The organism is Cuneatibacter caecimuris, assembly GCF_004216775.1.
In the GTDB taxonomy this organism is placed as follows: domain Bacteria; phylum Bacillota; class Clostridia; order Lachnospirales; family Lachnospiraceae; genus Cuneatibacter; species Cuneatibacter caecimuris.
This window is the reverse complement of the sequence record NZ_SGXF01000001.1, coordinates 828,981-843,948: the sequence shown is the minus strand read 5'-3', so window position 1 is coordinate 843,948 and position 14,968 is coordinate 828,981. Positions and strand designations below refer to the sequence as shown.

The following is a 14,968-nucleotide window of genomic DNA, read 5'->3' as shown; positions in this document are numbered from 1 at the left end:
CAACCTGGAGTTTCAGTCCTTCGGATAAGCGCCGCAGGGTATTAACTTGCTGTGATTTTCATAATATGTGTAAAAAATATCCGGAGGGACGGGAGGAGAAAAATAGTAACCCTGCGCCAGGAAACAGCCCAGCTTTTTCAGGTACAGGCACTGGGAAAGATCTTCCACGCCCTCACAGAGAATCCTGGTATGCAGGCGCCTGCCGATTTGAATCAGATGGGGAATCAGAATTTCGTTCCGCAAACTGCGTTCCGGGTCCTGGGAGAGGAAGTTTTTGTCCAGCTTTAAAATATCAAAAGTCAGTTCCTGCCATATATTCATTCCGGCATAGCCGGAACCGAAATCATCTATAGAGACAGGGTGCCCCAAAGCGCGGAGCCGGTCGATCAGCTGTTTGGCGCCGGAGAATTCCTGGAGCAGAATGGTTTCAGTGAGTTCAAATTCCAGCAGCCTTGGAGGGATGCCGTAATGCTCCGCAATCCCGTGAAACCGGTCTGCGGAGGAAGGGTTCTGTATGTGAATCCGGGATAAGTTCACGGAAGTGGGGACTGCCGGAAGATGATTTTTCAGCCGCTGCGACAGGAATGCGCATACCTGCGCGCAGATCATTCTGTCCAGCTCCACTACAGAACCGTTTGCTTCCATCAGAGGAAGAAAAATGTCAGGAGGTATGATTTTGCCGTCCGGGCTCTTTTGCCGGGCCAGGGCTTCCGCCCCTACTATTTTTCCTGTGGTTAGACTCACTTTAGGCTGTAAGTAAAAACAAAAACGGTTTTCATGCAGAGCAAGAGCATTGGCGTGTTCCTGGGCGTACTGAGCGGACAGACGGACAGACATGTCCTGGTCAAACAGGACTGGGGAATGGGAACCCCTTTTTTTTGACTCTTTTCGCGCTGCATTGGCTCCGTCAATCGCGTCTGCCAAAGAGCTGCTGATGCTGCTGCGTGGGCTTTTTTTCTCCACGGTACAAACTCCGCAGGCAATTTTCAGCGTACAGGCAGGATATGCCTCCTGCCTGGAAGTAAGGAAAGCTGAAAAATATTTTCGGCATTCAGCCAGCAGTTCCTTGTCGCCCAATCCGGCGGGAGAGGAGGCAAGACAGAGAAAACAATCAGAATAAAAGCGCCGTACCAGCAGTATCTGGGACAGATTTTCCAGATATTCCTGTATTTCCAGCAGGAAATTACTGCCGGCTTCAAATCCGTAAAAGTGATTAAAGGATCTGAAATCAGTGATGTCCAGACAAAGGATATAGTGCCGGAATTTCTGCTCTGAAGACAGGAGGATTCTCTCTGCATTTTCTACGAAGGGCCCATAATGCTGCATCTCAACGCTCCTTTCTATACAAACTTGTATTTTCTCCATGATAAATGATTATACTACCAATATAATGAAAAGTCCAGGAAAATTGAAAGTATAAAAACCAACACCGCCTTTTGTTCCGGTTAAAATAGTATCAGAAGGAGAGGTACTATGGATAATACAAATCACTATGAGCAATACCTGCGGACCAGGATAACAGAGCTCCGCCTGGCGAAGGATGTCTCAGAGCACAGAATGAGCCTGGATCTTGGAAAGAGCGGTTCCTATATCAGGGGGATTACCAGCGGCGCGTCTCTTCCATCGGTAAGAGAATTTTTTAATATATGCGGTTATTTTAATATTACCCCAATGGATTTTTTTGCCCCGATGCAGGATGGGGAAGACCTGAAAGGTCTGGTGATCGGGAGGATCAGGGAGATGGGGGAGGAGGACTTGAAAAAAGTCAGGATATTTATGGAATGGATCAGCAGATAAAAAAGGAAGGGCATACGGGGCTCTTCCTTTTTCAGATTATAATTTATTTTTTTACTGCGCTTTTGTTGTGGCCGGGGATTCCGCGGCAGAGGAACTTGCGGATGCAGTAGTTCCTGCAGTAGAGGATTCAGCTCCGGAGGATTCAGATGCTTTGCTGGAAGAGGAAACGGTACCGGCTGTCTGGCTCTCACCGGAAGACGGTTCAAAGCTTTCCGCTGTGGCGGAGGGATTGGTTCCTTCTTTGAGCATTTCCTGGAGCTTGGCCAGGGCTTCGTCCTGGGCGCAGGCCTCTTTTAACTCTTTATTAACGGTGGCAATCAGTATGCGCACATCTTCGCTGGTATCCATCTCATCAATAAAAGACTTGAGCTCTCCGCTGGGATTCTTTCCGTAAATATACAGGGACTGGTCTGTATTGGTGCATACGTACAGCCGGATCAGAGAAGGGGCGGTGGTGGGGATGGAAGTAAATTTAATCTTGTAATATACATACACCACGTAGCTGCCATTTTCCATACCGGAAGCAGTGTAGCATTTGATATCCTGATAGCCTTCCACAAACTGATTCTCCAGTTCCAGCTCCTCTTTGGTCTTATCCGTCTGATAATCCACAATCTTATTCAGCTGATCCGCGTCGCAGTTCTTCTTGGCGTCAAAATATTTTTTTACAAGAGCATTCACTTCAGGATATGCGTCCAGCTTCAGGCTCATCAGGCTGCCCGCAGCGTTTTCAGCGGCGGTGGTACTGGGAGCCATGGTGATGACATTTCCTGTTTCGGGCTCAGCGGGGCGTTTTCCCACGCTGCTGGCAATAATAATGATCACAATAATTAATATAAGCGCAGCCGCAATAATTGCGATATATTTTCCATATAGTTTCCAGAAGCCTTTCGGCTCATTTTTCTTCTGTTCTGTCATAATGCCGTCCTTTCTGTCTGTTCCATCCCATTCTATCAGACCGGTGGGGAAAAAGCAACATGAAATATAAAAAAAGGCTTGCATTATCTGGCAAAATGTTGTATGATACTCCATGCGCACCTGTAGCTCAGTGGATAGAGCATCGGAATCCGGATCCGTGTGCGGGGGTTCGACTCCTCTCAGGTGCACGACAGGCCGGAAGGATTCCGGCGTTTGGGTAAAGGACCGTTGTATATGCAGCGGTTCTTTTTTTTATTGCATAGGAAACTGCGTTCCCTATGCAACAAAACTCTCCGGGGAGATTACGCACCACGAAGGCAGATGGCCGCAAAGCGGCGCTGCCAAAGTGTGCAGGTTCCGCGTGAATGAGGAAATACGGGGTAGAAGAGGGGGCGTTCATTATTTTTGACAAAAAGGCTTGTGCCATTTATAATGGAAGTAGTAAACAGGGAAAGATTTCAATGTTCAGTTGTTGTCAGACCGGTTATTAGGCTGGCTGCCAGTGATTAGGAGGGCGTATGAAGAGAGCAGGGCTTATTTTTGCATTATTGCTGGGAACACTTGGATTAATCCTGTTCAGCAAACATATAGAAGCTGAAAACACAACAGGAGATACCGGCAATCCAAGAGGTTTTGATTATTATGCCTGGGGAAGCATTTTGTATGACGATATGAACCGGCCGCAGGTATTGGGTACCGCAGACATTTATTTCACAGGAAACCGGGCAAAGGTAACAGCTCAGGATTATGAGCTGGTCAAAAAGTTTTACCTGTTAGCCGGGTTGGGAGAAGCTGAAGCGGATTCGGCGGCGGCGAAGGATACACAGCAACGTATGGCTTTATATGAAGAAGCGGTTTCTCGGGGTTATACGGTTACAGAGCAGGAAATCCAGGAAAAGCTTGCAGAATTGAAGGAGGATGTGGAAACTGCTTCCAATCAGGACACAATCCTGGAGATGATAGCCGCGTTTCCGTCGGAGGCGGCTTTTTGGGACTATCAGAAATATCTCCTTCACGTCAGCCTGCCAATCATGAAATTGAATCATGCCCTGGAAGCTGATTATTTCCGCAGCCATGAGGCGGAAGGGCAGGACTTTGATATTCAGGAGGAGTATATTGCATATTTCGAACAGTTTAAAGCAGATTTGGCAGCCAGGGAGAATTTTCAACAGGTAAAATGACCGCTTTGATCTGAGGGGTTCAGTAAGTATCTGCCGCCTGCCTGCCGGGCCTGAGCGGCGGATAAAGTAATTGACACAGTTTGGGATGTATGCTAATATTTTTTAGTACTAATATCGGGACAACGGCGTCTCCGGAATGCTTTTGCGTAAGAGGTGAAAACTCTTCATTATGCGAAGGCGTTCTGGGAGACGCTATTTTATTGTATAGGAGTTCCCTATGCAATAAAACCGCTCCGAAGAAGACAACGCTGCAGCAGGCTGAAAAATGGGTATACTAACATTGAGATGCAGGATGTAAAAGCAGAGGAGGATTACAAATGGCAAAATATATTTTTGTGACAGGAGGCGTGGTTTCCGGGCTGGGTAAAGGGATCACCGCAGCCTCTCTGGGAAGGCTTCTGAAAGCCAGGGGACTGAAGGTGGCGGCGCAGAAACTGGATCCGTACATCAATATCGACCCGGGAACCATGAGCCCTTATCAGCACGGCGAGGTATTCGTAACCGAAGACGGCGCTGAGACGGATCTGGATCTGGGGCATTATGAACGTTTTATAGATGAAAATCTGAACCAGTTTTCTAATCTGACCACCGGAAAGGTCTACTGGAATGTGCTGAGCAAAGAGAGGAGGGGAGAATACCTGGGTCAGACTGTGCAGGTTATCCCCCATATCACCAATGAAATCAAATCTTTCATCTATAGCGTGCAGAAGAAAACGAACGCAGATGTGGTTATTACAGAAATCGGCGGAACCACCGGCGATATAGAATCACAGCCTTTTCTGGAAGCCATCCGCCAGGTAGGCCATGAAGCGGGCAGAGACAACTGCCTTTTTATACATGTAACATTGATCCCCTATCTGGAATCTTCAGGAGAGCATAAATCCAAACCCACCCAGCATTCTGTCAAAGAGCTGCAGTCCTTCGGCATCCAGCCGGATATCATTGTGGCCCGCTGTAATCAGGAAGTAGAGACAGACCTGCTGCAAAAGATAGCCCTTTTCTGCAATGTGAAAGAGGACTGTGTTATTCAGAACCTGACTCTGCCGGTGCTCTATGAAGCGCCTATGATGCTGGAAAAAGCAGGATTGGCGAGGATTACAATGAGGGAACTGGGGATTGAAGAAAAGGCCCGGGCCTGCGATTTGACAGAATGGGAGCAGATGCTGGACAGAATCAGGAACTGCAGAAAGACGGTGAAAATTGCGCTGGTCGGAAAATATGTAAAGCTGCATGATTCCTATCTCTCTGTTGCGGAGGCTTTGAAGCACGGAGGGTATGAGAACAGCGCAGCGATCCAGATTGAATGGGTGGACAGCGAATTGATCACAAAAGAAAATGTGCAGCCCCTTTTGGGGGAATCAGACGGCATCATAATTCCGGGAGGATTTGGGGACAGGGGAATAGAAGGTATGATTCTGGCGGCCCGATATGCGAGGGAAAGTCATGTGCCCTTTTTCGGAATCTGTCTGGGAATGCAGATTGCGGTAATTGAAATGGCCAGAAATATACTTCATTATGAAGACGCTGATTCAGGAGAATTTGTCCCGGACGGCGTCCACAGAGTCATCGACCTGATGCCGGATCAGCAGGGAAATGTGCCGAAAGGAGGCACGATGCGCCTGGGGGCTTATCCATGCGCTGTACAGGCTGGCACCAAGCTGGAAGCCGCATACGGAACCGGAAGGATTCAGGAGCGTCACCGTCACCGTTATGAATTTAATAATGAATACAGAGAAGAATTTCAGGAAAAAGGAGTGGTATTTTCCGGCCTCTCCCCGGACGGCAGGCTGGTGGAGGCCGTAGAACTGCCGGATCACGATTTTTATGTCGGCGTGCAGTACCATCCTGAATTTAAAAGCAGGCCTAATAAAGCTCATCCGCTGTTTCGGGAATTTATCGGCGCCGCTCTCCGGCAGCGGGAAGGCGGAAAGTGATCGGGAGGAGAAACATGCGGGATACAGTACAGGCGGATGAGAAAGAAATTCACGAGGAATGCGGTGTGTTCGGAATTTATCATGACAACAAAGCGGCATCCGGGGTCTATATGGGGCTGCACGCCCTTCAGCACCGGGGACAGGAGGGGGCGGGGATCGCGGCCAGCGACGGGACCCATCTGCGCTGCTACAAGGGAAAAGGGCTTCTGACTGATGTTTTTAGGCCGGAAGACCTGGAACCTTTGACAGGGAACAACAGCATCGGCCATGTGCGCTATGGCACGGCGGGGGGAGATGAGATTGAAAATGTGCAGCCCATTGTGGCCCGTTCCGGGATCGGCAGCATTGCGGTAGTGCACAACGGTCAGATTGTTAATTCCCTGGAACTGAAAGAAGAGCTGGAAGAAAAAGGGCATATTTTCCACGGCAGCAGCGACAGTGAAATTATTCTGCATCTGATCCAGGGAAGAAAGGGCTCCCTGCTGGAAAAAATCAAAGCTGCCTGCGTCAGGCTGGACGGGGCGTACACTTTCCTGATTCTCACAGAAAAGAATATGTACGCGATCCGGGATAAAAACGGGCTGAGGCCGCTGGCTCTGGGCCGCTGCGGCGACGGATACTGTATCAGCAGCGAGACCTGCGCCTTTGATATGGTGGATGCGGAATACATCCGGGACGTGGAACCGGGGGAAATCCTCAAACTGTCCGCCAGAGGTCTGCAGAGCACGTTCTATACAGAAGAGCGCAGGCAGAATATCTGCGCCATGGAATATATTTATTTTGCCCGGCCGGACAGCAATATCGAGGGCCTCAATGTACATATGATGCGGAAAAAAACGGGGACGATTCTTGCAGGAAAGGACGCGGAGCTGAACGCGGACATGGTGGTGGGCGTGCCGGATTCCTCTTTATCGGCTGCTATTGGCTACAGCGAGGCCAGCGGCCTGCCCTATGAGATGGGACTGATTAAAAACAGGTATGTGGGGAGAACTTTTATTCAGCCCACTCAGTCCCAGCGGGACATGGGGGTTCGCCTGAAGCTGTCAGCGAACACTTCTGTAGTGGCCGGAAAGAAAATTGTGCTGGTGGATGATTCGCTGGTGCGCGGCACCACTTCCCGGCGGATTGTGCGCATGCTGAAAGAAGCCGGGGCCGGTGAAGTGCATGTGAGAATCGCTTCCCCGCAGATTCTTTACCCTTGTTTTTACGGCGTGGATACTTCCACAAGAGAAGAACTGATCTCTTCCAGAATGTCATTGGAAGAGCTGCAAAGCTTTCTTCATGCGGATACCCTGAAGTTTCTCTGTGTGGAGGACCTGCAGGAAGCCTACGGAGAAACCGGGTGCTGTTTTGCCTGCTTTGACGGCAGATATGCGACAGATCTGTACAGTTACGGCAGGAAAAAATAAAAATTTAAAATCAGGATTGACAAATGAAATCCGATCGTTTAGAATGTAAGCCAGAACAGCAAAGGCGCTGCGGACAGAGTAACCGCAGTGCCTTTTTTGGTTGATTTTACTGCTGAAAAGCTGGAAGAAAGAGAGGAAAAATTATGAGTAAGACAAATGCATCTGAAACATGCAGCGCCCGCATCCCGGAGCTGTTTGGCAGCATGGTGTTCAACGATCATGTGATGAAGGAACGCCTGCCCAAGGGGACATATCAGGCGCTGCGTCAGACCATGGAGCTGGGAACTGCGCTGGATACACAGGTGGCGGATGTTGTGGCCAACGCCATGAAAGACTGGGCAGTGGAAAAAGGCGCTACTCACTTCACTCACTGGTTCCAGCCAATGACCGGCGTGACGGCAGAAAAGCATGACAGTTTTATTTCTCCCGCAGAAGGCGGCACTGTGATTATGGAATTTAAAGGGAAGGAACTGGTGAAAGGGGAGCCGGACGCTTCCAGTTTTCCTTCCGGAGGGCTGAGGGCTACTTTTGAAGCCAGAGGTTATACCGCCTGGGATCCAACTTCTTATGCATTTATCAAAGATAAGACACTGTGCATTCCCACGGCTTTCTGTTCCTATACCGGAGAAATCCTGGATAAGAAGACTCCCCTTCTCCGTTCGATGGATGCGGTGAGCAAGGAGGCCTGCAGGGTATTAAAGCTGTTCGGGAAAAAAGTGAACCGCGTGACAGCAACGATCGGACCGGAACAGGAATACTTTTTGATCAACAAAGAAGATTATGCAAAGAGACCCGACCTGATTCTCACCGGCCGCACCCTGTTCGGCGCGCCTTCCCCCAAAGGCCAGGAGATGGAGGATCATTATTTCGGTGCGATCCGCCCCAGAGTAAAGGCGTTTATGGAAGACCTGGACTGTGAATTATGGAAGCTGGGCATTTATTCTAAAACGGAACATAACGAAGTGGCTCCCGCGCAGCATGAAATGGCGCCGATTTTTGAAACAGCCAATATTGCGATCGACCACAACCAGCTGGCTATGGAAGTGATGAAGAAGGTGGCGGACCGGCATGGGTTTGTCTGCCTGCTGCATGAAAAGCCCTTTGAAGGTGTAAACGGATCCGGTAAACATAATAACTGGTCCATCTCCACTGATACGGGCGAAAACCTGCTGGATCCGGGGAAAACCCCCATTTCCAACGCGCAGTTCCTGCTGTTTCTGACTGCTGTGATCAAAGCGGTGGACGAATATCAGGATCTGCTCAGAATCTCTGTGGCCAGCGCGGGCAACGACCACCGGCTGGGAGCGAATGAAGCGCCTCCCGCGATTGTTTCCATGTATGTGGGGGATGAGCTGGGCGCGGTGATCGACGCGCTGGTGGAGGGCTCCGCCTATGAAGACAGCAGCAAAAAAGTGATGGATATCGGCGTGACGGCACTGCCAAACATTCCCATCGACAATTCTGACCGCAACCGTACCTCTCCCTTTGCATTTACAGGGAACAAATTTGAATTCCGTATGCCGGGCTCCTCCTTCAATATTGCCTGCACAGATATCATGCTGAACGCGGCAGTGGCAGAAGAGCTGAGACAGTTTGCCGATGAACTGGAAAAGGCCGGAGATTTTCAGGCGGCTCTGGACGAGTTGATTCGCCGGGAGATCAGGGCGCACAAAAGGATCATTTTTAACGGCAACGGATACGGCGACGAATGGCCTGTAGAGGCGGAAAAACGCGGCCTGCTGAACTGGAAAACCACTCCCGATGCGCTCCCTCATTTCACGGATGAAAAAAACGTGAAAATGTTTAAAGACCACGGGATTTATACCAGGAGCGAAATTGAATCCCGACAGGAAATTGCCCTGGAGGAATATGCCAAGACCATTCGGATCGAAGCGCTGACCAGTCTGGATATTCTTAAGAAACAGATCATTCCTGCCGCGATTACATACTCCGGAAAACTGGCCGGAATTGTAGCCAAGAAAAAGGAAATCGGCATCGAAGCCCCGGCCGAGCTGGCGCAGGCCAGAGAAATAACCGATAAAACAACGGCCCTGTCCAGGGCGGTGGGAGCGCTGGAAGAAAAACTGAACCAGGCTCCGGAAGAAACCGCCGCCGCCGCTGTCTACTATGCCAAAGACGTCATTCCCGGCATGGAAGCGGCCCGCGGCATCGCAGATGCGCTGGAACTTCTGGTGGATAAAAAGGAATGGCCGTTCCCTACATATGGCGATCTGCTATTTTATGTGTAAGCGCTCAGAAAGGCCGTTTATCTGCTGCTAAACGATATAATTGACGGCAAGAATCGCAGCTCCCAGCACAGTGAGCACGACTCCGGTAGCCCGGTTGAGCACAATAGGGCTGGTTTTGTTGGCAAATTTTGCCGCGATTCTGGCCCAGAGCAGCGTGGAGAGCACACAGAACAGCAGCGCCCACCAGTCCGGAGCGCCGCCGATGGCAAAATGGCTGACGGACCCGGTAAAAGCAGTAAATGTCATGATAAACACGCTGGTGCCCACTGCTGTTTTCAGCTCATAGCCCAGCACGCTGGTGAGGATCAGCAGCATCATCATCCCGCCTCCTGCGCCCACAAAACCACAGATAAAGCCCACAAGAGCGCCGCAGGACAAGGATTGAATCACACGCTTCATAGGGCTTACCCCAGCCATGGATTCTTTCGTTGTCATCACCGGGCGGACGATGAATTTAATGCCCAAAAGCAGCGTCATGAAAACAGAGAATCCTCCCATGGCCTGGCTGGGAAGCAGGCTGGAAATCCAGCTCCCCACCAGCGTGAAACAGAGCACCGCAGCCATCATCACCAGGCCGTTTCGGATATCCAGATTTTTGTTTTTACCATAAGTATACGCGCTGACCGCGCTGGCCAGCACATCGCTTGCCAGCGCGATGCCTACTGCCTCATAGGCCGGAATATTCAGAAAAGTGATGAGCATGGGGCTGATTACAGCAGCGGCGCTCATCCCTGCAAACCCCGTCCCCAGACCGGCTCCGATGCCGGCAATAAAACAAATCAGAAATTTGTACAGCATGATTTAATCCTCCATGATTGCCTGGCGGGCATTTCCGGCAATCCGGATAAAATTCCCGCCGATTTTTTGTATCTCCTCTTTCGAAAAACCCTTAAATATTTCAGAAAAATATTGTTTCTGCGCATTTCTCCCCTCCTTCACAATGGGAGCGGATCCCGCAAGCAGACTCAGATGCACTGTTTTTCGGTTCCCCTGGCGGAAAGTCCGTCCCAGCAGGCCCCTCTCCTCCAGGCGCCGTACAGAAGAGGACACATGAGATTTCGTGAGCTGGCGCCGTCCTATTATGTCCGCGGCAGTGTCATAGCAAGGGTTATTCGCCAAAAAAAGAAGAATGTCCAGCTCCATCCGCGTGATCCCATAATTTCTGCAAACAGGTTCCATAACCTGATCATACAGCCGTTTCATCAAAGAAAAACTGTCCCAGAATTCGGTCAGCATACACAAAACCCCCTCCATATAGTTCTATTTTGAACAATATTAAAAGCTTAGCAAATAAATCCTGACATGTCAATGACAAAAATCAAATTTTTTACTAAAACCACTACAGAAAAGAAGCTTCCCGATCAATCCCTAAGCGAGAAAAAAAACCCAGGCAGGGAGGCGGCAGAAAAAACGCAGGAGGATATAGCCGTTTCAGGCATGGATCCTCCGGAGTTTCTTCTGCCGCCTCCCCGCGACTCCCCTTTCGTATTCCTCCAACAGCAAAATCAAGTTTAAAACAAAAAAAACCGGAAGAAAACAAAACAAGTTTTCTTCCGGCCTGTATGATATCCGGCGCGCCGTGCGGGGGCTGGGCGCAGCGGGAATATCCCTCAGTTTGGCAGATCCACAAAATCTGCCGCAATCTTGTCAGGAACGGTGTTCATCCAAAATCTGCTGGATCGTATCAATACATCCGCCGCAGCCTGTTCCTGCGCCGGTGGCTTCCTGCACAGCCTCGACTGTGGCAGCTCCTCCGGCAATCGCTTCTTCTATTTCTCCTGCTGTGATATTCATGCAGAAGCATACAGTTTCTTTTGCATCCATATTATTTTCTCCTTTTGTTTATACGCGGTCATGGAAGGTGCGGGAAATCACATCATCCTGCTGTTCCTTTGTAAGTTTAATGAAATTCACTGCATAGCCGGAAACCCGTACAGTCAGCTGAGGATAATTCTCGGGGTGCGCCTGGGCGTCCAGAAGTGTCTCTTTTGTAAAAACATTGACATTCAGATGGTGGCCGCCTTTTTCTACATAGCCATCCAGCATATTCACCAGGTTATCAATCTGCTGTGCGTTTACTGCCATTTTTGTCCCTCCTTTTTAATATCAATAATTGATACTATTATTATAATAAAACTGGGAAAAAAGTCAAGGGTTATAGTGTACTTTTTTTGGTGCATAATTTAAAAAAAGAAAAAAATTTATTTCACAGATATTTTAGAAATCACCTCTTTACAAATTAAGAAAAACTGTTATAGTAGTTATAGAACAAACGGATAGGAGGGAAGGACTTATGAATATCCAGAAATTTACACAGAAATCTCTGCAGGCAGTTCAGGACTGTGAGAAAATTGCTTATGAATATGGAAATCAGGAAATTGATCAGGAACATCTGCTGTATGCGCTCCTGACCCAGGAAGACAGCCTGATCCGCAAACTGGTCACAAAGATGGAAATCCAGGCTGAATATTTCCAGAACCGGGTGGAGCAGGGCCTGGAAAAACGGGTGAAGGTCTCCGGAGGCGGACAGCTCTATGTCAGCAGCGCGCTGAACAAAGTGCTGGTGGGAGCGGAAGATGAAGCAAAACAGATGGGAGATTCTTATGTTTCTGTGGAGCACCTGTTCCTGCAGCTGATTCAGGAAGCAAATACGGAAGTAAAAGCTATTTTCAAGGAATTTGGCATTACCAGAGAACGGTTCCTTCAGGCGCTGTCCACGGTAAGAGGCAATCAGCAGGTGACCACGGACAATCCGGAAGCTACCTATGATACGCTGAACAAGTATGGACAGGACCTGGTGGAAAAGGCCAGGGACCAGAAGCTGGATCCGGTAATCGGCCGCGACAGCGAAATCAGAAATGTGATCCGTATCCTGTCCCGTAAAACGAAGAACAACCCGGTGCTGATCGGCGAACCCGGAGTGGGCAAAACCGCCGCGGTAGAAGGGCTGGCCCAGAGGATTGTCCGGGGAGATGTGCCGGAAGGGCTGAAAGATAAAAAAATCTTTGCGCTGGATATGGGCGCGCTGGTAGCCGGAGCGAAATACCGGGGCGAGTTTGAGGAGAGGCTGAAGGCCGTGCTGGAAGAGGTGCGCAAGAGCGAGGGACAGATCATCCTGTTTATTGATGAGCTGCATCTGATCGTGGGGGCCGGCAAGACAGACGGAGCCATGGATGCCGGCAATATGCTCAAGCCCATGCTGGCCAGAGGGGAACTGCACTGCATCGGCGCCACCACCCTGGATGAGTACAGAAAATATATTGAAAAAGACCCTGCCCTGGAGCGCCGTTTCCAGCCGGTGCTGGTGGACGAACCCACTGTGGAGGATACCATCTCCATACTGCGCGGCCTGAAAGAACGGTACGAGGTGTATCACGGTGTGAAAATCACAGATTCCGCCCTGGTCGCGGCGGCTACCCTTTCCCACCGCTACATTTCCGACAGGTTCCTGCCGGATAAGGCCATAGACCTGGTGGACGAGGCCTGCGCGATGATTAAAACGGAGCTGGATTCCATGCCGGCGGAGCTGGATGAACTTTCCAGAAAAATCATGCAGTTAGAAATAGAGGAAGCTGCCCTGAAAAAGGAGACAGACCGTCTGAGCATGGACCGCCTGGAGGGGCTGCAGAAAGAGCTGGCGGAACTGCGGGAGGAGTTCAACGGGGAAAAAGCCCAGTGGGACAATGAGAAAGCGTCCGTGGAGAAGCTGAGCCGCCTGAGGGAAGAGATTGAGGATTTGAACAAACAGATTATCCAGGCGCAGCAGCATTATGACCTGAATAAAGCGGCTGAACTGCAGTACGGTAAACTTCCCGCACTGCAGAAACAGCTTCAGATTGAAGAAGAAAAAGTAAGAAAAGAAGACCTGTCGTTGGTGCATGAAGCTGTGACAGAAGAGGAAATTTGCCGGATTATTTCACGCTGGACCGGCATTCCGGTGGCAAAACTCACGGAGAGCGAGCGCAACAAAACCCTGCATCTGGACGACGAGCTGCACAAAAGGGTGATCGGCCAGGATGAAGGCGTGGAAAAAGTGACAGAAGCCATCATCCGTTCTAAAGCCGGAATTAAAGATCCTACAAAACCCATCGGCTCTTTCTTGTTTCTGGGGCCTACTGGCGTTGGAAAGACAGAACTGGCAAAAGCACTGGCGGAAAGCCTGTTTGACGATGAATCCAACATGATCCGCATTGATATGAGCGAATATATGGAGAAACACTCTGTATCCCGCCTCATTGGAGCGCCTCCGGGATATGTAGGTTATGACGAAGGAGGGCAGCTGACAGAGGCGGTCCGCCGGAAGCCATATTCTGTTGTGCTGTTCGATGAAGTGGAAAAAGCCCATCCCGATGTGTTCAACATCCTGCTGCAGGTTCTGGACGACGGCCGGATTACCGACTCCCAGGGCAAGACCGTGGACTTTAAAAATACAATCCTGATTATGACGTCCAATATCGGCTCTTCCTATCTGTTGGAAGGTATTGATGAAAACGGCGGCATCAGGCCCGAGGCGGAGGATCTGGTGATGAATGACCTGCGCGCTCATTTCCGCCCGGAGTTTTTGAACAGGCTGGATGAAATTATTCTTTTTAAACCTCTGACCAGAGAGAATATCGGCGGAATCATTAAATTGATGATTGAGGACGTAAACAGAAGGCTGGAGGACAGAGAGATCAATATTCAGCTGACAGACGAGGCGCAGCAGTTTGTTGTGGAACACGGTTATGATCCGATCTACGGAGCCCGCCCGCTGAAACGGTATCTGCAGAAACATGTGGAGACCCTGGCGGCCAGACTGATTCTGGGGGGCGGCATCCGGGCAGGAGAGACGATCGTGATTGACGCAGGCCCGGAAGGGCTGACTGCATCGGCAAAAGAAGTCCTGCATGGAACGGTAGAATAAAATTAGAAGAGCCTGAAAATTCAGCGTAATTTACGCGGTTCAGGCTCTTTCCATTTTGAGGAAAAGATGATATAATAAATACGGTTTTTTAAAGATTGCCGTGTGTACTCCATGATAGAACATCAAAAAGTCCGGAACTGGCTATTCAGGCGAAAATGTTTTATCAGAATGAGGAGGAGAGCAATGAACGGATACAGCAACGGCGGACCTGATATGCCGCCGGAAGATAAGGCACGTATTTTAACAATGAGAATCCTGCTGACCAAGCTGGATGTACCATTTATCACAAAGAAAAATATTATTCAGCTTTACGGGACACTGAAGGAGGGCGAGGCTTTCGGACGTCCTGAAATGATGGAGATTTTGGGCAGAGCGCTGACAACAGTGAGTTCAATTCTGGGATCAATGAAAGATTTGGGGCTGCTGGTGAGAGCGGAGGATGCAGGGCGAGGTAAATACCGTTTCCGGGAATTTACGGAGGAGGAAAAAGCCTGGGACTGGAACCAGCCTGGGAAGAGGTTATAATTATTGAAAAAGACGGGCAGAGATACATCCTGCATATGGATTATAACTCTTT

General features: G+C 49.7%; 14 protein-coding genes and 1 tRNA gene. 9 read left to right on the top strand and 6 right to left on the bottom strand.

Annotated elements, in window-relative coordinates; translation table 11 throughout:
• Positions 1–12 precede the first annotated feature (12 nt).
• Complete coding sequence (locus EV209_RS03995; protein WP_165388806.1) at positions 13–1,326, bottom strand: EAL domain-containing protein; 1,314 nt, start codon at positions 1,324–1,326, stop codon at positions 13–15.
• A gap of 147 nt (positions 1,327–1,473) precedes the next feature.
• On the opposite strand from EV209_RS03995, the gene EV209_RS03990 reads away from it, so the two are divergent.
• Positions 1,474–1,797 carry a helix-turn-helix domain-containing protein gene (locus EV209_RS03990; RefSeq protein ID WP_130433269.1) on the top strand — a complete coding sequence of 108 codons (324 nt, stop codon included), beginning with the start codon at positions 1,474–1,476 and terminating at the stop codon, positions 1,795–1,797.
• A gap of 51 nt (positions 1,798–1,848) precedes the next feature.
• Here the strand turns inward: EV209_RS03990 and EV209_RS03985 are convergent, their stop codons facing one another.
• A complete protein-coding gene (locus EV209_RS03985; protein WP_130433267.1) occupies positions 1,849–2,715 on the bottom strand; it encodes a hypothetical protein in 867 nt (288 codons plus the stop codon).
• Positions 2,716–2,831: 116 nt separating this feature from the next.
• Here EV209_RS03985 and EV209_RS03980 point away from each other — a divergent pair.
• From EV209_RS03980 to EV209_RS03960, 5 genes are all read left to right on the top strand, one after another.
• Positions 2,832–2,903 (top strand) — tRNA-Arg (locus EV209_RS03980).
• A gap of 330 nt (positions 2,904–3,233) precedes the next feature.
• Entirely contained in the window at positions 3,234–3,896 is a 663-nt protein-coding gene (locus EV209_RS03975; RefSeq protein ID WP_130433265.1) for a hypothetical protein, read from the top strand.
• 317 nt (positions 3,897–4,213) lie between these two features.
• On the top strand, positions 4,214–5,830 hold the full coding sequence (locus EV209_RS03970; protein ID WP_130433263.1) for a CTP synthase: 1,617 nt from the start codon (positions 4,214–4,216) through the stop codon (positions 5,828–5,830).
• A gap of 14 nt (positions 5,831–5,844) precedes the next feature.
• Positions 5,845–7,239: an amidophosphoribosyltransferase gene (purF, locus tag EV209_RS03965; RefSeq protein WP_130433261.1), complete on the top strand. Its 1,395-nt coding sequence runs from the start codon at positions 5,845–5,847 to the stop codon at positions 7,237–7,239.
• Between the two features lie 143 nt (positions 7,240–7,382).
• Positions 7,383–9,488 carry a glutamine synthetase III family protein gene (locus tag EV209_RS03960; protein ID WP_130433259.1) on the top strand — a complete coding sequence of 702 codons (2,106 nt, stop codon included), beginning with the start codon at positions 7,383–7,385 and terminating at the stop codon, positions 9,486–9,488.
• Between the two features lie 27 nt (positions 9,489–9,515).
• Here EV209_RS03960 and EV209_RS03955 read toward each other — a convergent pair whose 3' ends face one another.
• Together EV209_RS03955 and EV209_RS03950 are read right to left on the bottom strand one after the other, a co-directional pair.
• Complete coding sequence (locus tag EV209_RS03955) at positions 9,516–10,286, bottom strand: sulfite exporter TauE/SafE family protein (protein WP_130433257.1); 771 nt, start codon at positions 10,284–10,286, stop codon at positions 9,516–9,518.
• A 3-nt stretch (positions 10,287–10,289) separates the two neighbouring features.
• Positions 10,290–10,724, bottom strand: a complete 435-nt coding sequence (locus EV209_RS03950) for a MarR family winged helix-turn-helix transcriptional regulator (RefSeq protein ID WP_130433255.1) — start codon at positions 10,722–10,724, stop codon at positions 10,290–10,292.
• A gap of 72 nt (positions 10,725–10,796) precedes the next feature.
• Between EV209_RS03950 and EV209_RS03945 the strand changes: the two genes are divergently transcribed.
• Positions 10,797–11,003 (top strand): hypothetical protein, encoded by a 207-nt coding sequence (locus tag EV209_RS03945; protein WP_165388805.1) that lies wholly within the window; start codon positions 10,797–10,799, stop codon positions 11,001–11,003.
• Between the two features lie 132 nt (positions 11,004–11,135).
• On the opposite strand, the gene EV209_RS03940 is transcribed toward EV209_RS03945, so the two are convergent.
• Positions 11,136–11,312 carry a (2Fe-2S)-binding protein gene (locus EV209_RS03940; RefSeq protein WP_130433251.1) on the bottom strand — a complete coding sequence of 59 codons (177 nt, stop codon included), beginning with the start codon at positions 11,310–11,312 and terminating at the stop codon, positions 11,136–11,138.
• A gap of 18 nt (positions 11,313–11,330) precedes the next feature.
• Entirely contained in the window at positions 11,331–11,573 is a 243-nt protein-coding gene (gene grcA3 / locus EV209_RS03935) for an autonomous glycyl radical cofactor GrcA3 (RefSeq protein ID WP_130433249.1), read from the bottom strand.
• A gap of 208 nt (positions 11,574–11,781) precedes the next feature.
• Between grcA3 and clpB the strand changes: the two genes are divergently transcribed.
• The gene (gene clpB, locus EV209_RS03930) at positions 11,782–14,391 is read left to right on the top strand and encodes an ATP-dependent chaperone ClpB (protein ID WP_130433247.1); all 2,610 of its coding nucleotides are present in this window, start codon (positions 11,782–11,784) and stop codon (positions 14,389–14,391) included.
• A 183-nt stretch (positions 14,392–14,574) separates the two neighbouring features.
• The gene (locus EV209_RS03925) at positions 14,575–14,916 is read left to right on the top strand and encodes a helix-turn-helix domain-containing protein (RefSeq protein WP_130433245.1); all 342 of its coding nucleotides are present in this window, start codon (positions 14,575–14,577) and stop codon (positions 14,914–14,916) included.
• Positions 14,917–14,968: the final 52 nt, after the last annotated feature.